Annotated in this window: 25 protein-coding genes and 1 pseudogene; 15 read left to right on the plus strand and 11 right to left on the minus strand. The window is 50.0% G+C overall.

What is annotated here, in order from left to right; all coding sequences use genetic code 11:
- The 3 genes and pseudogenes from KB557_RS03600 to KB557_RS03610 form a co-directional block, all read right to left on the minus strand.
- Positions 1–400 (minus strand): annotated as a pseudogene (locus tag KB557_RS03600) (alpha/beta hydrolase); the annotation flags it as partial.
- Positions 401–481: 81 nt separating this feature from the next.
- On the minus strand, positions 482–985 hold the full coding sequence (locus tag KB557_RS03605) for a hypothetical protein (RefSeq protein ID WP_255131446.1): 504 nt from the start codon (positions 983–985) through the stop codon (positions 482–484).
- A gap of 24 nt (positions 986–1,009) precedes the next feature.
- On the minus strand, positions 1,010–1,690 hold the full coding sequence (locus KB557_RS03610) for a 4'-phosphopantetheinyl transferase superfamily protein (protein ID WP_255131447.1): 681 nt from the start codon (positions 1,688–1,690) through the stop codon (positions 1,010–1,012).
- On the opposite strand from KB557_RS03610, the gene bcp reads away from it, so the two are divergent.
- Entirely contained in the window at positions 1,689–2,159 is a 471-nt protein-coding gene (gene bcp / locus KB557_RS03615) for a thioredoxin-dependent thiol peroxidase (RefSeq protein ID WP_255131448.1), read from the plus strand. The two genes, KB557_RS03610 and bcp, sit on opposite strands and share 2 nt — an antisense overlap.
- Here the strand turns inward: bcp and KB557_RS03620 are convergent.
- Positions 2,149–2,823: a type III pantothenate kinase gene (locus tag KB557_RS03620; RefSeq protein WP_255131449.1), complete on the minus strand. Its 675-nt coding sequence runs from the start codon at positions 2,821–2,823 to the stop codon at positions 2,149–2,151. The genes bcp and KB557_RS03620 overlap by 11 nt on opposite strands.
- A 3-nt stretch (positions 2,824–2,826) precedes the next feature.
- Positions 2,827–3,558: a phosphoadenylyl-sulfate reductase gene (locus tag KB557_RS03625; protein WP_255131450.1), complete on the minus strand. Its 732-nt coding sequence runs from the start codon at positions 3,556–3,558 to the stop codon at positions 2,827–2,829.
- Between the two features lie 71 nt (positions 3,559–3,629).
- On the opposite strand from KB557_RS03625, the gene KB557_RS03630 reads away from it, so the two are divergent.
- Positions 3,630–4,784, plus strand: coding sequence for an NAD(P)/FAD-dependent oxidoreductase (locus KB557_RS03630; RefSeq protein WP_255131451.1), 1,155 nt, complete (start codon positions 3,630–3,632; stop codon positions 4,782–4,784).
- A gap of 7 nt (positions 4,785–4,791) precedes the next feature.
- On the opposite strand, the gene KB557_RS03635 is transcribed toward KB557_RS03630, so the two are convergent.
- Complete coding sequence (locus tag KB557_RS03635; RefSeq protein WP_255131452.1) at positions 4,792–5,829, minus strand: glycosyltransferase family 1 protein; 1,038 nt, start codon at positions 5,827–5,829, stop codon at positions 4,792–4,794.
- 54 nt (positions 5,830–5,883) lie between these two features.
- On the opposite strand from KB557_RS03635, the gene KB557_RS03640 reads away from it, so the two are divergent.
- Complete coding sequence (locus tag KB557_RS03640; RefSeq protein WP_255131454.1) at positions 5,884–6,519, plus strand: peroxiredoxin; 636 nt, start codon at positions 5,884–5,886, stop codon at positions 6,517–6,519.
- A 1-nt stretch (position 6,520) separates the two neighbouring features.
- Positions 6,521–7,657 (plus strand): anhydro-N-acetylmuramic acid kinase, encoded by a 1,137-nt coding sequence (locus tag KB557_RS03645; protein WP_255131456.1) that lies wholly within the window; start codon positions 6,521–6,523, stop codon positions 7,655–7,657.
- Here the strand turns inward: KB557_RS03645 and KB557_RS03650 are convergent.
- On the minus strand, positions 7,654–7,938 hold the full coding sequence (locus KB557_RS03650) for a ribbon-helix-helix domain-containing protein (RefSeq protein WP_255131457.1): 285 nt from the start codon (positions 7,936–7,938) through the stop codon (positions 7,654–7,656). The two genes, KB557_RS03645 and KB557_RS03650, sit on opposite strands and share 4 nt — an antisense overlap.
- Before the next feature lie 93 nt (positions 7,939–8,031).
- On the opposite strand from KB557_RS03650, the gene KB557_RS03655 reads away from it, so the two are divergent.
- Both KB557_RS03655 and KB557_RS03660 read left to right on the plus strand, forming a co-directional pair.
- Positions 8,032–8,295, plus strand: a complete 264-nt coding sequence (locus KB557_RS03655) for a hypothetical protein (RefSeq protein ID WP_255131460.1) — start codon at positions 8,032–8,034, stop codon at positions 8,293–8,295.
- Between the two features lie 383 nt (positions 8,296–8,678).
- Entirely contained in the window at positions 8,679–8,888 is a 210-nt protein-coding gene (locus tag KB557_RS03660) for a DUF2811 domain-containing protein (protein WP_255131461.1), read from the plus strand.
- Here the strand turns inward: KB557_RS03660 and KB557_RS03665 are convergent.
- Positions 8,881–9,054, minus strand: coding sequence for a hypothetical protein (locus KB557_RS03665; RefSeq protein WP_255131462.1), 174 nt, complete (start codon positions 9,052–9,054; stop codon positions 8,881–8,883). The genes KB557_RS03660 and KB557_RS03665 overlap by 8 nt on opposite strands.
- Before the next feature lie 75 nt (positions 9,055–9,129).
- Here KB557_RS03665 and KB557_RS03670 point away from each other — a divergent pair, with 75 nt between their 5' ends.
- From KB557_RS03670 to KB557_RS03685, 4 genes are all read left to right on the plus strand, one after another.
- Entirely contained in the window at positions 9,130–10,857 is a 1,728-nt protein-coding gene (locus KB557_RS03670; RefSeq protein WP_255131464.1) for an ABC-F family ATP-binding cassette domain-containing protein, read from the plus strand.
- 176 nt (positions 10,858–11,033) lie between these two features.
- The gene (locus tag KB557_RS03675) at positions 11,034–11,288 is read left to right on the plus strand and encodes a hypothetical protein (protein ID WP_255131465.1); all 255 of its coding nucleotides are present in this window, start codon (positions 11,034–11,036) and stop codon (positions 11,286–11,288) included.
- A 74-nt stretch (positions 11,289–11,362) separates the two neighbouring features.
- Positions 11,363–11,551 carry a hypothetical protein gene (locus KB557_RS03680; RefSeq protein WP_255131466.1) on the plus strand — a complete coding sequence of 63 codons (189 nt, stop codon included), beginning with the start codon at positions 11,363–11,365 and terminating at the stop codon, positions 11,549–11,551.
- A 69-nt stretch (positions 11,552–11,620) separates the two neighbouring features.
- Positions 11,621–11,815, plus strand: coding sequence for a hypothetical protein (locus KB557_RS03685; protein ID WP_255131468.1), 195 nt, complete (start codon positions 11,621–11,623; stop codon positions 11,813–11,815).
- A 24-nt stretch (positions 11,816–11,839) separates the two neighbouring features.
- Here the strand turns inward: KB557_RS03685 and KB557_RS03690 are convergent, their stop codons facing one another.
- On the minus strand, positions 11,840–12,865 hold the full coding sequence (locus KB557_RS03690) for a trypsin-like peptidase domain-containing protein (protein ID WP_255131469.1): 1,026 nt from the start codon (positions 12,863–12,865) through the stop codon (positions 11,840–11,842).
- Positions 12,866–12,973: 108 nt separating this feature from the next.
- On the opposite strand from KB557_RS03690, the gene KB557_RS03695 reads away from it, so the two are divergent.
- Both KB557_RS03695 and KB557_RS03700 read left to right on the plus strand, forming a co-directional pair.
- Positions 12,974–13,210 (plus strand): DUF2973 domain-containing protein, encoded by a 237-nt coding sequence (locus KB557_RS03695; RefSeq protein WP_255131470.1) that lies wholly within the window; start codon positions 12,974–12,976, stop codon positions 13,208–13,210.
- A 44-nt stretch (positions 13,211–13,254) separates the two neighbouring features.
- Positions 13,255–13,638 (plus strand): hypothetical protein, encoded by a 384-nt coding sequence (locus tag KB557_RS03700; RefSeq protein ID WP_255131471.1) that lies wholly within the window; start codon positions 13,255–13,257, stop codon positions 13,636–13,638.
- Here KB557_RS03700 and KB557_RS03705 read toward each other — a convergent pair.
- A complete protein-coding gene (locus tag KB557_RS03705; protein ID WP_255131473.1) occupies positions 13,626–13,901 on the minus strand; it encodes a SemiSWEET transporter in 276 nt (91 codons plus the stop codon). The two genes, KB557_RS03700 and KB557_RS03705, sit on opposite strands and share 13 nt — an antisense overlap.
- A 139-nt stretch (positions 13,902–14,040) precedes the next feature.
- On the opposite strand from KB557_RS03705, the gene KB557_RS03710 reads away from it, so the two are divergent.
- The 3 genes from KB557_RS03710 to xseB all read left to right on the plus strand — a co-directional run bounded on the left by KB557_RS03710 (position 14,041) and on the right by xseB (position 15,864).
- Positions 14,041–14,184 (plus strand): chlorophyll a/b-binding protein, encoded by a 144-nt coding sequence (locus tag KB557_RS03710; protein ID WP_255131474.1) that lies wholly within the window; start codon positions 14,041–14,043, stop codon positions 14,182–14,184.
- A gap of 259 nt (positions 14,185–14,443) precedes the next feature.
- Entirely contained in the window at positions 14,444–15,631 is a 1,188-nt protein-coding gene (gene xseA / locus KB557_RS03715; RefSeq protein ID WP_315856185.1) for an exodeoxyribonuclease VII large subunit, read from the plus strand.
- Positions 15,628–15,864 carry an exodeoxyribonuclease VII small subunit gene (gene xseB / locus KB557_RS03720; protein WP_255131475.1) on the plus strand — a complete coding sequence of 79 codons (237 nt, stop codon included), beginning with the start codon at positions 15,628–15,630 and terminating at the stop codon, positions 15,862–15,864. The genes xseA and xseB overlap by 4 nt, the downstream gene beginning before the upstream one ends.
- Here the strand turns inward: xseB and KB557_RS03725 are convergent.
- The coding region (locus KB557_RS03725; RefSeq protein WP_255131476.1) for a YihY/virulence factor BrkB family protein at positions 15,844–16,898 on the minus strand (1,055 nt) is incomplete at its 5' end. The two genes, xseB and KB557_RS03725, sit on opposite strands and share 21 nt — an antisense overlap.

The raw sequence follows: 16,898 nt of genomic DNA on the forward strand, positions 1-16,898 counted from the left end.
CTACAGAAGCGAGGATGATTGCAGAACGCAAAGCTTGAACTGCTGTTGCTTTTTGTGCCCAGTAAGGGAAGTAGCTGCGGGTTTGATCCTGCAGGAACTTAACGCCATTTTTTGAATAGAGATAGCGGGAAACACCAACTAAATCTACGTTGTAGGTTTTAGATAAACCGGCTTGAACTTCCTTAGCAGTCCAACCTGAAGCAGCCAAACCAGAAGAAAGGCCACGCTCGTTGCTGGTGGCATTCTTCGACTTAAGGAAGTCGTTGAAATCAGAAAATTTTGTAGTCCATACAGCACCACCAGAGTTCCAACGAACAGGTGAGGGCTGAGCGGAAACTGGCAAGGCAGACACGGAAATGGCAGCGCCGGCAAGAAGGCCAGCGGCAATGCGCTTCAGCATGGGAGCAAAAGGAACACGTCGAATTTAATTTAGCTCCAAAAAAAAAATTAACCAACCCAGTTTTCAAACCCTGATCAATACTTACCGGTTGCGATACCCATCCACGGAGGGATCGATCACTGCAAACCACCCCTTAGGGCAAAGCAACCGCTCCCCCGCCAGCCGAAATTCCGCATTGTTCCCAAAACCGCGGCAAGCAACCCCGCGGGCAACATTATTGTTTATTCGAACCTCCGCCAAGTAGCGCTCATCTATTTGCCGCGGCCGCAAGCTCAAACGAGCCTGTTCTGGAGTTACATCAACTTTGGCTTCAAATTCAGTGGGCAGCTCGATACCAAGAACGTCCATAAAAGGCGTAAATCCACCCCAGTAGTGCCTTGTGATTTCTCCCCCAACAAAGCGGCTCATTAGAGCTGCTGCCTGCTGACGCACCTCCTGCAGCGATTCCTGAGCCTCCAAATCGTTGAGGGTGGTGTCTGCGCTAACGCGTGCCAGGGGCGGTGGCAGCAACTGAAGGCGCAAAAGCCCTGCCAGCCCCACCATGCCCAGCAACAAAATCAGCACAAACTTGTATGTGCGTGGCATGGCAATGGGAACTATCCCCTGAAATTAGCTGCTTACAAAAGTTTCCAGTGGTGGCACCATTGCTCCACTCCAGCCCACAAGCCACAACTCAGCATCAAAACTGATGCGGCTCACCTGAACAGGCCAGCTAATTCCACTGGGAAGATGCCGCGCAATTGGCTGGTTGTATTCCTTACACCAATCCAACAGCTCTAAAGCGATGCTGCTGCGTTTTTGTTTTATTAATGCCTCCTTTGCAACCCAGCTGCTTAAAACAGCCTGATGCAAAGCATCCCCTTTGAGATGCACCAGCTGAGCTTGTTCGATCTCAGGGAAAAAGCGTTGCATCAATGCCTTTGCCGCCAGGGGGCGACTAGCCCGCTCCAGATCAACCCCGATTTGCTTTCTAGACCAACCGAGCAACAGCCGCTCTGCGCTATGGCTCCAACTCACTTCACCCCATCCCTGCGCCAAAAGTGGGGGTACACCTGGGGGCGCCTTGAGGGGAATCTCGAGTGGATCAATATCAAACCAATGAGCCAACCAACGGCGCACTAAAAATCTGCTGCACAGAAATCTTTGTTTTATGGAGCTAGGCAGTGTTTCAGCCCAACACTGCTCCTGGGCTGTGATTCCCGCTAGCAGATCACCATCAGCTGGATCTTTGAGAGCTCCCCAACCCAAGCGAGACTGCTTAAGTTCTAACGAGCCCATAGATCCAGCCATGGCACTTGAAATCGGCGATTCCGCTCCCAGCTTCATCCTTCCAGATCAAAGTGGCCAATCGGTAAATCTTGAAGAGCAACGCGGCAAAAGGGTTGTGCTCTATTTCTATCCAAAAGACGACACTCCAGGCTGCACAAAAGAAGCTTGCAATTTTCGTGACCAATGGGCTTTATTCGAAACAAATGGCATCAAAGTTTTTGGTATTAGTAAAGATGGCGCAAAAAGCCACGGCAAATTCATTGAAAAATACAGCTTGCCTTTTACTTTATTAAGTGATGAGGAGCCTTGCCCAGTTGCTACATCCTATGAAAGCTACGGCCTTAAAAAATTTATGGGGCGTGAATACATGGGAATGATGCGCCACACTTTTGTAATAGATGCAGAAGGAAAGCTGGAAAAGATTTACACAAAAGTAAAAGCTGAAACAATGGCTGAAACCATTCTCAACGACCTTGGTATCAGCAGCTAAGCCGCCCCAGGGCTTCCAAGGCGAGATTTAGGGCCAAGCGAGGTTGCAAACCAGCTTCTATCAAAAGGGGCTGCAACAACTCTGCATCCCCCCCCGTGAGCCAGAGCTTCGCCTCAGAAAACAGAAGGGGCATTTGGCTGTAGCTACTACAAAGCGCTGCAGCCAGCCCGTGCAAAACGCCAACAGACATGGCTCCCACGGTGTTTTGGGGCCAAATTTCCGTAGTTTTCAGCCGGCCTACCTCTTGAAGTAATACCTCTGGCAGGGCATTGGTGGCCTGATTCAACGAATGCAGTTGTAAAGCTGCTCCGGCCATGATTCGGCCGCCGCAAAAAGCGCCGCCAGAATCCACAAGAGTGAGGCTTAACGCAGTGCCAGCATCAGCTACTAACACTGCTCCGGCGCTGCGCTGCCAGGCTCCCCACCCCACCAGAGCGCGATCTATGCCAAGTCCAATCGCCTGGTTTTTAAGGGGCACCATTTCACCCACTACTTGGCTTTGATTCCAAGCTTCAAGTTCCTTTGGTACTTCCCCCACAGCAGCCCATCGCTGGGGAGGCTGCTGCAAAAATTGTTCAAGGCCTTGGGCTGGGCTGCAATGCCAAAAGTGATCGCCTACACCCCAATGCCAACGGCTATTACCGATCAAGAGCAGCCGTTCCATCGCCTAGATCCCAGCCCCTTCAAGCATTGATTCCTGCAAATGCAGGCCGCATTCTTGCTGCTTGCCCGCAAAACGGCTTCCCCTGCCCTGCCCTGCATCAGGGGCGCTTGAGTGCCAATCCCCAACAGTGCTGTAGCCCTGCTCAAAAAGAGGATGGGGGGGCAGCTTGTGCTCTTGCATGTAGTAATAAACATCCTTGCTGGTGTATCGCAGCAGCGGGCGCAAGCTCCAGCGACCCCTAATTAATTCCAGCGGGGCCATGGTTGATCTGTGGTCTGTTTGACGGGCTCTCACCCCGCTCGCCCAACAAGCCACCGATGCAGTATCCAGGGCTTGATCCAGCGGCTCCACTTTGCGCAGCCGGTGATATTTAGCTAGCGCACCAGGCTCCTCGCTTTCCCACAATTTGCCCAATAACGCTTCCATCCGCGCCGGGCTCATGGAGGGCTGGACCACTTGAATATTGAGTTGTAAAAGATTTTTAAGGTCTTCAGAATAAACATAGGTTTCCTCGGGTAAATAACCGGTATCAACCCAATAGATCGGAATATTTGGCTCAATTTGAGTGGCTAGATGCAGCAGCACCGCCGATTGGATACCAAAACTTGTGGTTAGCGCAAAGCTAGAACCAAATTGTTGCAAACCCCACTGCAACTGCCCTGGGGCATCAAGTTCAACTAGTTGGGCCTGAAACAGTTCCAACTCAGCTGCAATATCGAGCGACGAACGCCCCATTCATCAACTTCCAACCAACCGCAGCGTCACGCTAAACCCCGTAGTGTGCCAATAAATCGGAGGTTGTAGTAGTGCAGGCACCGATAGTGATTATTGGCGGCGGTTTTGGGGGCCTCTACACAGCTCTCGAGTTGGCAAAACAAGCCAATCACCCCCCACTGCTTTTGGTTGAACCAAACGAAAGATTTGTTTTTTCACCTTTTCTCTACGAATTGCTCAGTGCCGAACTCGCCCTCTGGCAACTTGCGCCGCGCTACGACAACTTGCTAGCAGGCCACGGCATTGGTTGGTTAAAAGATCGGGCAACAGCCATTACCCCTGAAGCTTCCAAATTGCACACCGTCGGTGGCAAGGAGCTCAACTACAGCCGCTTGGTGGTGGCTACAGGAGCGGCTCCTTTCAGCTTTGGCGTGCCTGGAGTGGAAACTTATGCCCAAACTTTTAGAACCCTTGCGGATGTGGATCGCTTGGCGGCATTAATCAAAAAAATAAAACAACAACCTCAACCGCTGCAACGGATTGCAGTTGTTGGAGCTGGCCCCACTGGAGTGGAGCTGGCTTGCAAATTGGCAGATTTATTAAAGGGCTTTGCTGTGGTGGAACTGCTCGAGCGGGGTCCGCAATGTTTAGCCAATGCCAAGGCTTTCAATCGCCAGCAGGCGCTACTGGCGCTGCAACGCTTAGACGTGCGCTTGCGTTGCAACTGTGAGGTATTAAGTGTGGGAGCCCATGAGTTGCAACTCAATCAAGAGGGTTCTGAAACGCCCGAGCAATTAAAAATCGCTGCTGTTATTTGGACTGCAGGCCAGCAAAGCAAGCCGCCATGCCCCCAGCTCCCCCAGCAACGAAATGGCAAGCTTCAATGCCTTGCAAATCTGCAAGTTCAGGATTTTCCTGAAATTTTTGGCATTGGTGATGGTGCCTTTGTTCCCCACGACCCTCCACTACCTGCAAGTGCCCAAGTGGCTTTCCAGCAGGCGCCAATACTTGCTCGCAACTTAATGCGCTCATTAGCTGCAGAACCTTTAGAGGATTTCGTATGGCGTGACCTTGGTGAAATGCTCAGCCTTGGTGTTGGCAAAGCAAGCCTCACAGGTATGGGAATAACCCTGGCAGGCCCTGCAGCCCAACAAATACGGCGTTGGGCCTATCTCACCCGCCTACCGGGCGCACAGTTGCCTTTAAAGGTGGCTGCAGGCTGGCTTGGTGAATTTCTCGAGCATTAGTAGTTGCTTAATTTGCTAGTTCTTTCAGCCTTTGCGTGAGATTTGCGCCAGTTATGCACCAGTTGAATTGAGCCGCCCGCGCCGGCCCAGCCTTTGCCAATTCCAGCTGCAAGCATCGATCGTTAAATATCTGCGCGATTGCAGATGTCATTTGATCAATATCCAAGGGATTAAGAGGTAATGCCGCAGCTCCAACAACTTCAGGTAACGCCCCGGCGGTGGAAGCTAAAACCGGCGTACCGCAGGCCATCGCCTCTAGCGCAGGTAAACCAAAACCCTCCCAAAGACTGGGCATAACTAATGCCGTGGCACGATTTAACAACGTAAGGCGTTCATTGTTATCAACCCATGGGGTAAAGCGGCAACGCTTTTCAATCCCAAGTTCCACTGCTAGTTGCTGCAACTTGGGGGTGTATCGAGAGTCGTGGGGACCAACAAAATGCAACATCTGCTCCCCCTGCGGAAGCCGAGCAAAAGCGCGGATTAAACGGGCCAGATTTTTATGGGGATCATGGCGGCCAAGCACCAGCAAAAAGTTTTCCCTCTGCAACCCCATGGGCTTCAATAAGCCCGGGGAAAAACCCAAACGCAACACCGATAGCCGCCGCAAAGGCAGGCGCAACCGCATGTGAACCTCCCGAGCAGTTGCCTCTGAATTGCACAGCACGTGGCGAGCTCGATGCAAGACCAATGGCACATAGGCCAAGTGATATGCGAGTAGAGGCGAAAGTTGGGGGTAGCGCAGAGGTAGCAGATCGTGGGCGAGAACCACCGCAGGCACACCTTTACCCAGAGGAGCTTCCGGTAGGGGAGACAGCAAAAGCGGAGCACCGCTGCTCTTCCACAACTTTGGCAATTGCCTCTGGGTCCAAAGCAAACGTCGTAAGTGTCCGCGGGAGCCATGGTCTGGGGAGAGGCCCTGCGGCCAAAGCGCTGGCACCTCTTGATGATCTAGGGCTGCATATAGCTCCCTTGCTACAACCCCAATCCCCGTTGGCCTTTCCCCCAGATAACTGCCGTTAAAAAGCGCCAGGGGGGTACTCATCTCTGCCAGCCTGCACAGCTTGTGCAAGCATTATTAAGCGTATTCCCTATGCATATGACCCTTCAACTCGGCGACACCGTTCCAAACTTCACCCAAGACTCTCAGCTGGGATCTATCAATCTCTACGACTTTGCTGAAGGCAGCTGGGTGGTGCTCTTCTCTCACCCAGCTGACTACACCCCGGTATGCACCACTGAGTTGGGCGAAGTGGCAAAACTAAGGCCCGAGTGGGAGAAGCGCAATGTAAAAACAATTGCTCTAAGTGTCGATTCAGCTGAAAGCCACAAAGGTTGGATTGGCGACATCAACGAAACCCAATGCACCCTTGTTGATTATCCAATTCTTGCCGATGCCGATAAAAGTGTGAGTGATCTCTACGGGATGATTCATCCCAATGCGCTTAATAATCTCACAGTGCGTTCAGTTTTTATTATTGATCCAAACAAAAAACTGCGTCTACAAATCACATATCCAGCCAGCACTGGTCGCAATTTCAATGAAATTCTGCGGGTGATCGATTCCTTGCAACTCACCGATAACCATCAGGTGGCGACACCTGTTAATTGGGTTGATGGCGATGATTGTGTAGTGGTGCCTTCGATTCCCACAGCAGAAGCACGGGTCAAATTCCCTAAAGGTGTAACTGAGGTAAAGCCATACCTGCGCACTACCCCCCAGCCAAACCGCTGATATGGCAACAACGGTGCTGGGCCTGATGAGTGGCACCAGCGCCGATGGGGTGGATGGGGTGCTGGTGAGGTTTTGGGGTAATACCCAGCGGCCCAGTTGGCGGCTTCTCAATAGTGCCCATCACCCCTATCCAGTTGATTTGCAGCAACGCATAGTGGCAGCCGGGCAGGGGAAACCCTTACCTGCTGCCGCTTGGCTGCAACTCGAGCAAGAAATCACCAAAGCCCAAGCTGTTTGCGCCCGCGCCGCTGACCCCAAAAATTGCGCGCAGCTGGTGGGCTGCCATGGCCAAACCCTCTGGCATCAGCCACCCCATCTACAACTGCTTGGCAGTAGTTGGCAAAGCCTTAATGCCGCAGCACTGGCGGAAATGCTGCAAAAGCCGGTGGTAAGTAATTTCCGCGCAGCTGATCTAGCCCGGGGCGGACAAGGGGCACCATTGGTTCCACGCACCGATCAAGCCCTATTGCCAGCGGTTGGAGGTTGGCGTGCTGTTTTGAATCTTGGCGGCATTGCGAATGTAACTTTGCTGCCGCCAGCCCATGGCCCCGATCAAACCAAGCCGTTACGGGGCTGGGATTGCGGACCCGCCAATAGCTTGATTGATTTAGCGGTTCAATTTTTTAGTGCTGGCGCCCGCAGCTACGACCAAGACGGCAGCTGGGCTCTAGAGGGAAAGGTGCAAGAAGAGTTGCTGCAGCAGTGGCTTAAGGAGCCTTACCTACAGAAAGCACCACCAAAATCTACTGGCCGCGAGCTCTACGGACGCCAAGACCTGGAGGCGAGACTTTTAAGCCTTAAAAAAGCTGGAATTGAAGCAGCAGCAGACGTGATTGCCACCCTCACAGCCTTTAGTGCTGCTGCTGTAGCAGCCGATCTCGATCGGGGTATAAAACCACTTGAACTTTTGATTTCTGGGGGCGGCTGCCGAAATAAAGCCCTGATGTTGCAATTGCAGAATCGCTGCCACGGGGTGTGGGTTAGGCCCCTAGCTGAGCTAGGCATTGGCCACCAAGAAAGAGAAGCCCTGGCCTTCGCGTTGTTGGCCTGGTGGCAACAACGGGGATTTGCAGCGGGTATTCCATCTGTAACAGGAGCGAAGCGCTGCGGACTATTGGGGCAATTGGTGCGCCCTTAGCGATTGAGGCGAATGCGGCGAGGCAGCCCCCGTAAACGCTTAAGCGGGCTTTTTTGCTGGCGCTCCAACTGATCGCGTAGTAGCTCGCTGTTGCTTTGCGGGTTGGCAGCTTGCTCCCATTGGCTGAGCCCCTGCTGGATCAACACCTTGGCCATGTTGCTAACTGTGCGGCTGTCTGCCTCTGCAGCTGCAGAAAGGCGCTCCCAAAGCCCCTCCGGTAACACCACCTGGATGCGCGGAGACTTGGATTTACCGCTGCTGGAGGTTTGACGAGTGGGCAAAGGATGGAACCCAGGGGCAGAAATACTGACAAGTGTAGTGACACTGTCATGGGTAGTATCCGCCACTATAGTTGACAGCAAAGGGGAACGCCCATGTCTCTAGCCTCCAAAAAAAGCGCTGAGAAAAGCGCTGAGAAAGGTGCTGAGAAAAGTGATGTGCTGGTTTCAGCCGTTATCAGCACTTACCTGCTAACCCACCTTCATCACATATTGCAAAGAGCTGAATACGGAGCAAGCCAAGAGGGTCGCGCTGCAATGGCGCGCAACTATGCCCAGCTGCGCAAGGTGCTTTGCCTTGATGCCCGCACCATGGAAGACGCTTCAGCCGTAGAGAGCGTGGAAGAATTAGCCGCCTGAGATCAGGCCAGGCAATTTACGTTTGATAAGTGCTACTAATCAAACAAGCTTTTCCACAGCCGCAGCAGCTTTTCCACCTCAGCTACAAGATTTTTCCACAAGTAGTCAGCATCTAAGCCTGTCTGCCTTTGAAGCTTGGGGAAATTGTGTAGCACCGCAGCTGCACCCTTGACGGGAGCCAGCCTCGAGCTTCAACTCAAGCGGGAATTTTCGTTAACTGGAACAATCCAGTGGCCATGGGCAATCTCAGCTCTTAGATCAAACAGACAGTAAATAAGCGGCAATTTTGACGAAGCCCTTTTTCTGTGGCGTATTGGTGCAACTGATAAACGGCAACGTTGGTTAATCGAGCTACCACATCCGCAGTAGTAGATGAATATCAGGTGAGTTTTCAAACCCCTCTGCCGAGTTCATTATTTGAGGCCATGGTGCGATTCATTGATCTGCATCCTCAATGGGATCAATACCGCCTTCTACAGGCTGCTCTTGCTGGGTTTCTGTTGCAACAGGGGGGGCAACAGAGTTCGCAGCAACGGGAGTTAACCCGCAGATACGTGGATTGCATGTTTGGCAGCCGCAACAACCTCACTTGATACGGCGTTGTTCAAGGCTTTCAGTTCTTTGGATTTCAGTTCTTTGGAAATCAGCTGGTTTTTTTTCGGCTCCCCCCTGGGCCCAGCTAAAAAATAGCCAGTAGCTCACGATTGCCAAGCCTGCAGCTACAACGAGAGCGGTTACCTGTTCCAAGCGCTTGAGCATCTAGGCAGCAAGGTGGCTGATTAAGAGTCTGCCGCGCCGCATGCTTGGTAAGGTCTGCCCATTGGTGCTGGCAAGATGCTGCGGCTTGAACGGGTCAGCAAGATCTATCCCACTGGGGAAGTGCTGCGGGATGTGACCTGGGAGGTAAAAGCGGGGGATCGGATTGGCCTTGTGGGGGTTAATGGCGCCGGTAAATCCACCCAGCTGCGGATCATTGCTGGCTTAGAAGATCCCACCACTGGGCTTGTGGTGAAGCAAGGGGATCCTCGAATCGTGTATTTGCAACAGGAATTCGACGTTGATCTGCGCTCCACAGTGCGCCAAGAACTGTTTCAAGCTTTTGGCGAAGCAGCAAAAGTGCTCAATAAACAAAAAGCGGTTGAGCAGGCCATGGCCAGTAGCGAAGCGGCGGAAAACCCCGCCCATTTAGATAAATTAATTGAGCAATTAGGAAGCTTGCAAAACCAATTTGAAGCATTACATGGCTATGAATTAGATGCTCGGATCGATAAATTATTACCCACCATTGGTTTCTCTCAATCAGGGGCGGAAGATCTTGTTGGCGACTATTCCGGCGGCTGGCAAATGAGGATTGCTCTTGGCAAGATACTACTACAAGAACCAGACTTATTGCTCCTTGACGAGCCCACAAACCACCTTGATGTTGAAACAATTGAATGGCTGGAAAACTATCTTCGCGATCAAACTGTTCCTCAAGTTGTAATTAGTCATGACCGTGCATTTCTTGATCGTGTATGTAATCAAATTGTAGAAACAGAGCGCGGCGTATCGCGTTCTTATTTAGGTAATTACAGTGAACACCTTGAACAAAAGCTTTTAGAACAGGAGGCAAATCTATCCGCCTTTGAACGGCAGCAAAAGGAACTTGCTAGTCAGCAGGCATTTATCGACCGTTTTAGGGCTAGCGCCACCAGATCGACCCAAGCAAAAAGTCGCGAAAAATTACTGGATAAAGTTGATCGCCTCGAGGCTCCAACTGAAGGTATTGGGGGACCTCGTTTCCAATTTCCCCCCGCCCCCCGCAGCGGCCGCGAGATCGCTGTATTTGAAGATTTAACCCACAGTTATGGCGACAAGATTTTGTTCTTGGGGGCCAATCTTGAGGTGGAACGGGGCGATCGCATTGCCTTTGTGGGCCCCAACGGAGCAGGTAAGTCAACGTTATTGCGCTTGGTGATGGGCAACGAAAAACCTGATGAGGGTTCAGCTCGGTTAGGGGAGCACAACGTGATTGCTGGCTATTTCGAGCAAAACCAAGCCGAGGCTCTCAACCTTGAAAAAACAGTAATAGACACCCTTTATGAAGCAGTGCCTGATTGGACCCAAACCCAGGTGCGTTCATTGCTCGGCAGTTTTTGTTTCAGCAATGAAGCTGTATTTAAAGAGGTGGGCCAACTTTCAGGGGGAGAAAAAGCACGGCTTGCATTGGCTTTAATGTTGCTGAGTCCGTGCAACTTGCTGGTGCTGGATGAACCAACAAATCATCTTGATATCCCCGCCAAGCAAATGCTGGAAGCAGCCCTTAAGGAATATGAAGGCGCCGCATTAATTGTGAGCCACGATCGTTATTTCTTAGCCCAAGTTGCTAACAAAATAGTCGAAATTAAAGATGGTGATCTTGTGCTTTACCGAGGCGATTACGCCTATTACGAACAAAAAAAAGAAGAGGAAAAGGAATTATTGCTGCTTAGCGAAGTAGAGGCAGAAAAAGAGGCTAAACGCAGCGCTAACCGTCAGAAGCAAAAAAGCAAGGCCGATAGCCGCCGCAAAAGACCCAGCTGAGCATGTTTGAAAACGCTCATCATCTCTTCCTTCTTCCCCCCATCCATGGGGTAACTCTGATGGAGCTCACTATCCCTATGGGTAAATTTCACACCCCTTGTGAACGCGCGGGAATTGGCCGTTGCGCCAATTGCTTATTGGTGTTGAGCTGATGTTCCACAAAGCTTTTGCAAGTGATGGCATCCCCATTCGCCAGGGCTCAGCACAAATTGCGCAAGCAATGGTCAAATGATGCCCAAATAGTGGATTGCTGCATGTTCCATAAACTTGGAGAGGTGCGCGGTTTAGTGGCAGCAAAGGGATCTCTGAGTCGCTACAAGTTCCACCTAGCTAGCGACACCCTCAGCATCAGCCCAGTGTTGAAGGCATTTTCCTGGCAACGGAAGTGCCCAATCAAATGCCCAACAACACGTAACTTCACAGTTGACTAGGCAACAAGACTCATTTTTGTAGACCAAGCTGAAAAGTGTTCATACGCTGACTGAACTACCGCCATTTAACCAAAGTGAGCCAGTTCAGCCAGATCAACAGCTCAAACGCTCAAGCCAACCAATTACATGGCCAAGGCCACGTTCAAGCCTGGGATGCGGTTGAAGCTTACTTTCAATGCATTACTGAATGCTCTCTCGAAGATGGTGCCTGCGTAACCCGCTGCGTAGACGACTTACGCGAAGGGGGAGATGTGGAGCATTAGGGGCAGCGGTTCAGCTGCTACGCAATAAACTGAAACAGTTCTTAGGATATTGGTAGCAGCTTTTAAACCATGGAAAATTCCTTGAATCTCAGCCTTGGTCAAAAATTTGAAGTTGAACGAATTAGTAGGGCAATAGATTCTGAATCGGATCTAGAGGTGTTGCGCGGTTTGTCTAAGCAGTTATTGAATGCCTGGCAAACCCAGAAAGCTGCCACAAACTGGGTTATTAAGCAGCAAATTCCTATTGGACCAGCCATTTACTAGATCTACTTAAATCCTGGAAATTTCTTATCTTTTGATTATTTGACTCATTTCAACAGGTATTAAGGAGTAGTTAAATATTTTCCCTTCGCGCATTGCCATTACATCAAGCGGTTGCCCCACTCCAGTTGCTTCAACTGCCTTTAAAAATTGAGCGGGATCTTTAATCTGCTTTCCAGAAGCTTTTGTTATCAGATCACCAATTTGCAAGCCAGCCCTTGCAGCAGGGCCGCCAGGCATTAAAGACGCAACTCTTACCCCGCGTGGATCAGTTTGCAGAACCAAGCCAACCATGGCGTGGCTAGCTCGGCCATTTTTCACTAGTTGATCTGCAATATTTCGGGCCCGGTTTATAGGTATTGAAAATCCCAAGCCAGCACCTGGGCCAGAGCGCACCATCGCGTTAATACCCACCACTTGACCTTCAGCATTCAAAAGCGGTCCGCCTGAATTACCCGGATTGATAGCAGCATCAGTTTGAATTAAATCCAAACGTTTATCGGTTATTCCAAGCTTGCTGGCATTGCGATTTGTGCTGCTGATGATGCCCAAAGTAACGGTGTTATCAAGCCCAAAAGGATTACCCACGGCAATTGCCCAATCTCCAACTTGAACCCCATCGGAATTTCCAAGGGGGGCCACCGGCAAGGGCGAATTAGAGCTAACACGCACCACCGCCAGATCGGTTATTGGGTCGCTGCCCACAACGGAACCCTCCAAACTGCGGCCATCCACCAGCACCACAGTGACCCTGCTGCTGCCATCCACCACATGGGCATTTGTAAGAATTAGGCCTTCCGGCTGAAAAATCACTCCAGTGCCTTGGCCCCTTTCCGTGCGCTGGCTCGGAATCCCCGCTCCTGGCACCCCAAAGAACTGCCTAAAAAGGGGATCCATCAAAAGCATCTGGGGTACACCCCTTGAGCCTGTACTAACCACCGTGCGTTCGGTATCTATCCGCACCACTGCCGGACCTGCCCTGCGTACCGCATCAGCAACAAAAGAACTACGCCCAAGGGGCAGCCCCCCTTGAGCAAGCGCAGGTGCTGACATTGCAAGCAGAGCCGCTGAAATAAACAGTTGCGTAGGCAATTTTGCTATTTGCAGAAACAAGCCTTTTGATCTAACGCCCATAATGGTGGCTATACGTAGTTGAGCAAGATGAATCAGGTTTTTCCACTCCTTTATCTAGCTTGCATGGCTGCACTGCTATGGCAGGCCTTCCGTGTGATGGGCAAGGGATTTAGTTCAAGCGCTGCAATGCTTCAACCACGGCCGCCAATCAATATCCACCCAGAAATGCTTGATGCCAATGGCAGAATCACAACGGAAGAATTGCTAGTAGTGCGCTTCAGCGGAGATAACGAACCGCTGAAGGCCGACGATCGCGCAAGCTAGTAGAAACTTCAAACTGAGTACCGATGCAAGCCGGAGTTACCCAAGTGGATCAACGCACCAAAGTGGTGGCAGCCGTACTCAAAGCGGTGAAGTTGCCGCCAAGGTTTCGGTTGCGGATGGTTAAAGATAATCCCGTTCGCCTAGAGCTCACCATTACTCCCGCCTATGGCCAAGAGCCAATTTTGGTGGGGCTTGTGGAATCTCAAGATCTTGTGGCCCGCAGAGATCGTGAAGGCCGTATCCCCAGAGATCTTCAAGGCACTTGGGATTGGACTGTGCGCCACGGCAAGGTTTCTACCGGTGGCTGGAACCCTTATTTAAAAGAGGCACTGCAAACCATGTTTGAAACAGGTTTACCAGCGATTGTGTTTGAACAAACCACTGGTGAGCCATATCACCCAGTAGATGGCGCCCGTCATGTGCGCTGATTAAGCAGAGATTTTATTTTGCGTTCAAGGATTGCAGCGGTGGCTGGAAAAGTAATCAAATTAGCGGCAAAAACTGGCCAATCACGGTTTAGCCAGCCATAGATTCCCCAGCCTGCTACCCCCAAAGTGAATAGCAAATACATTCTCAGGGAGATTCCTCTTGTTTCGTTTGTGCGGAGAACCTTGATGGCCTGAGGGAAAAAGCTTGTTGTAGTAAGAAAAGCGGAGCCATATCCCAAAAGCTGCACGGCTCGATCCGTCACTGGAAGAAAAGCTAAAGCTCAGCCTTAAGCCATAAACCTGCAAATGTCAATCCTGGATATGCACCGAACCTATTTCGGGGAATACTGTCAATAGCGCGCTATTAAACGTTACAATTAGCGCAGTTCACCACCTCGCACCATGTCTGATTCTGATTCACGCTTCGGTTTTGTGAATTTCGCTGAAACCTGGAATGGACGCCTAGCCATGATGGGTTTTGTAATCGGCCTTGCTACTGAGCTTCTCACCGGCCAGGGAATCCTTGCTCAAGTTGGCCTCGGCTGATTCGGCAGAATTCATCTTTAACTAATTAAGAAGGGGGCGCAAGCCTCCTTTTTTATGCTCAAAACTGCCAGCACCCACAGGCAACTCGATATGGTGATTGGGCTTGCATGGATGCGATGGGGCTTTTCGTTCAAAATCGCCGGGATGGCTCAAGGATATTGAGTAGCTCATTAGCGATTACCTTTATTGGCCTAGTTCGCATCAACACCACCTGGGGGTTAGTTGTGTTTTTACTAGGAAGTGCCACGAGTACTTGGTTTTGGCACCGCTACAAGCAACTAAAGAATTAATGGATTTACCTCGGTACTCCGTTCAGCAATTAAACGAAGCCATTGGGGTGCTGCTGGAAAGGGCTTTTGCGCCCCGCTTTTTAATTGAGGCAGCAGCCTTAAAACCAGTACTTAAGAAAGGGCATCTCTGGTTCACCCTTAGTGATGGTGATGCCACCATTCAAGCAGTGGCATGGGCATCAACCTTGCAACGCCTAGATTTTTGCCCGGAAGATGGCGATGGCGTGGTGGTGGTAGCAAAACTAAATTTTTGGGCGGCTAGGGCAAGCCTGAGCGTTCAAGTACTTGATATGAGGCCGTCTCTTACAACGGTGCTACGACGCTTTGAAGCAGTAAAAATAAAATTAGAGGCAGAAGGCTTACTAGCGCTTGAGAAGAAGCGCAGTTTACCGGCGTATCCGAGTTGTATCGCCTTACTAACTAGCGTGCCAAGCTCCGCATTGGCAGATTTATTGCGTACCGCTCAACAACGCTGGCCTGGTTGTGCAATTCGTGTGGTGCCAATTCCGGTGCAAGGCGATAAAGAAAAAGAAATCTGTTCAGTATTTGAAAAGCTTGAAAAACATTGGCAACAATTAGGTATAGAAGCTTTGGTGCTGGCAAGGGGAGGCGGTAGCCGCGAAGATCTAGCAATATTTGATAGCGAAGCCATAGCTCGCTGCATCAGCCGTTGCCCGATACCAACAATTACAGGAATTGGCCATGAAGACGACATCACAGTGGCTGATCTTGTTGCTGATTACCGAGCGGCAACACCAACCGCCGCAATTGTTGCCCTACTACCAGATTGCAAACAGAAGCAACAACAGCTGTATCAGCAGGGCTTGCACTGGCGCCAATACTTGCAAAATCGCATCCAAATAAAAATTGATAATCACCATCAAAATCAAGGAAACCAACAGTGCAAAAACTCAGTAGAAAAAAGGATTGAACGTAAGCTCTGGCAGTTAAAAAATTTAATTAACTTAAGGAGTGCGGTGTCACCACTGCGTTTAGCAAAAAGGGGGTATTGCATCTTGAGAACTGAAGCTGGAAAAGTAGTGAAAAATAGCAAGAATCTAAAAAAGGGAGACTTAATTAGCGCAGAATTAATTGATGGCAGCTTAGAATTAACAATCAACAATTTCGAAAAAGGAAAAAACGAGGGGCAATTATGAAAAAATCAAACAAACAACAATTGAACTACCAGCAAGCTCAAGAAGCACTTGAAGAAATAATTAGCAATCTACAAAGCGAAGAGTTGCCAATTGAAGATATCCCAAGCCTATATGCAGAGGCACTGGAAATGGAAAAAACTTGCCGCGAAATACTCAACCAAGTGGTTCAGGATATAAAGAAACTAGATCCAGAAGGCTTAATACTTAATGAATTAAGCCTCGATGTTTCTTGAGCGCCTAACTACGGTCAATGTCATCCCAAAATATAGGATCAAACCAATTAACCAAACCCAAAGATTAAGCACAATCACACTGCCAACCAAGCCATAGGCAAGAAAACGAGAGGAAAGCCAGATCAATAAACTACCCAGCAACGGATTAAGCAACGTTAGAGTTGTTGCAACAAATAGAGCGCCATACCAAAGGAATTTCAAGGGTGGCCTTCTGCGGGGCAAAAAACTAAACAAGAGCGCAATACCGATTAATAAAGCACACCAGCTAGAAAAAACAGAAGTAGCAGATCGAGCCGGCAGTTGCCACACTTCAGGCAACACTAAAGACCAGCTAGCCAAAGAAGACCAAATGCCAAGCCAAATCAACTTAAAAGGAGTTGTTAGTTGATTAATTAATAATAAAAATACAAGCAACAATGCGCCAAAAATAGCCTTAGCCCTTTGCAATAACAAATCACTGAAGTGCCAAAGCCAGGAATGGTTAGGTAATAGTGGCTCCTTAAATCCAAGCCAAAGCCGGTCGTAACCTCGCTGCAACGAAAGGGTTGCATTACTAGCGGTAATTAATAAAGCAAATGCACCAATTATTCCTGCCGCTCGACCTTGAGCTATTAACGTTTCCAAAACATCAGCAATTACAAATCTGCTACCAGGTGGAAGCACCTGATCTGCAAAATCTAAAATCTGTTCAAGCGCACCATCGGCCTGACCAAAAACACGAGCTGCTACACCAAAACAAAGCAAAAGGAATGGAAAAATTGATTGCAAACTATGAAAAGCAAATGCAGCACTTAAATCAACACAGCCATGGCGATTCCACAAACGAATCACCTGCCTAAATTGCCAAAAAGTTAATCTTGAGAGATTTTTAAACATGGCCAATAAAGCACAAAAAAAGCCACCTTTAGAAGGTGGCTGGGGAATTAGCGCTAATTCAAGCACTAATTTAAAAAGGAAATTTTTACCTGGCATCGAGCTATTTTTGCAGGGGGCTACCCCCCAACTATCGTTGCCGCTGCAGCGTTTCACCTCCG

Source organism: Synechococcus sp. Cruz CV12-2-Slac-r, assembly GCF_024346075.1.
Taxonomy (GTDB): Bacteria; Cyanobacteriota; Cyanobacteriia; order PCC-6307; family Cyanobiaceae; genus Synechococcus_D.

Coding starts and splice junctions, on each gene's coding strand:
- KB557_RS03625 (WP_255131450.1), bottom strand. CDS start 3,558: ATGGGGCGTTCGTCGCTCGATATTGCAGCTGAGTTGGAACTGTTTCAG.
- bcp (WP_255131448.1), top strand. CDS start 1,689: ATGGCACTTGAAATCGGCGATTCCGCTCCCAGCTTCATCCTTCCAGAT.
- KB557_RS03640 (WP_255131454.1), top strand. CDS start 5,884: ATGACCCTTCAACTCGGCGACACCGTTCCAAACTTCACCCAAGACTCT.
- KB557_RS03670 (WP_255131464.1), top strand. CDS start 9,130: ATGCTGCGGCTTGAACGGGTCAGCAAGATCTATCCCACTGGGGAAGTG.
- KB557_RS03610 (WP_255131447.1), bottom strand. CDS start 1,690: ATGGCTGGATCTATGGGCTCGTTAGAACTTAAGCAGTCTCGCTTGGGT.
- KB557_RS03665 (WP_255131462.1), bottom strand. CDS start 9,054: ATGCTCAAGCGCTTGGAACAGGTAACCGCTCTCGTTGTAGCTGCAGGC.
- KB557_RS03645 (WP_255131456.1), top strand. CDS start 6,521: ATGGCAACAACGGTGCTGGGCCTGATGAGTGGCACCAGCGCCGATGGG.
- KB557_RS03690 (WP_255131469.1), bottom strand. CDS start 12,865: ATGTCAGCACCTGCGCTTGCTCAAGGGGGGCTGCCCCTTGGGCGTAGT.
- KB557_RS03605 (WP_255131446.1), bottom strand. CDS start 985: ATGCCACGCACATACAAGTTTGTGCTGATTTTGTTGCTGGGCATGGTG.
- KB557_RS03685 (WP_255131468.1), top strand. CDS start 11,621: ATGGAAAATTCCTTGAATCTCAGCCTTGGTCAAAAATTTGAAGTTGAA.
- KB557_RS03695 (WP_255131470.1), top strand. CDS start 12,974: ATGAATCAGGTTTTTCCACTCCTTTATCTAGCTTGCATGGCTGCACTG.
- KB557_RS03710 (WP_255131474.1), top strand. CDS start 14,041: ATGTCTGATTCTGATTCACGCTTCGGTTTTGTGAATTTCGCTGAAACC.
- KB557_RS03620 (WP_255131449.1), bottom strand. CDS start 2,823: ATGGAACGGCTGCTCTTGATCGGTAATAGCCGTTGGCATTGGGGTGTA.
- KB557_RS03675 (WP_255131465.1), top strand. CDS start 11,034: ATGGCATCCCCATTCGCCAGGGCTCAGCACAAATTGCGCAAGCAATGG.
- KB557_RS03635 (WP_255131452.1), bottom strand. CDS start 5,829: ATGAGTACCCCCCTGGCGCTTTTTAACGGCAGTTATCTGGGGGAAAGG.
- KB557_RS03655 (WP_255131460.1), top strand. CDS start 8,032: ATGTCTCTAGCCTCCAAAAAAAGCGCTGAGAAAAGCGCTGAGAAAGGT.
- xseB (WP_255131475.1), top strand. CDS start 15,628: ATGAAAAAATCAAACAAACAACAATTGAACTACCAGCAAGCTCAAGAA.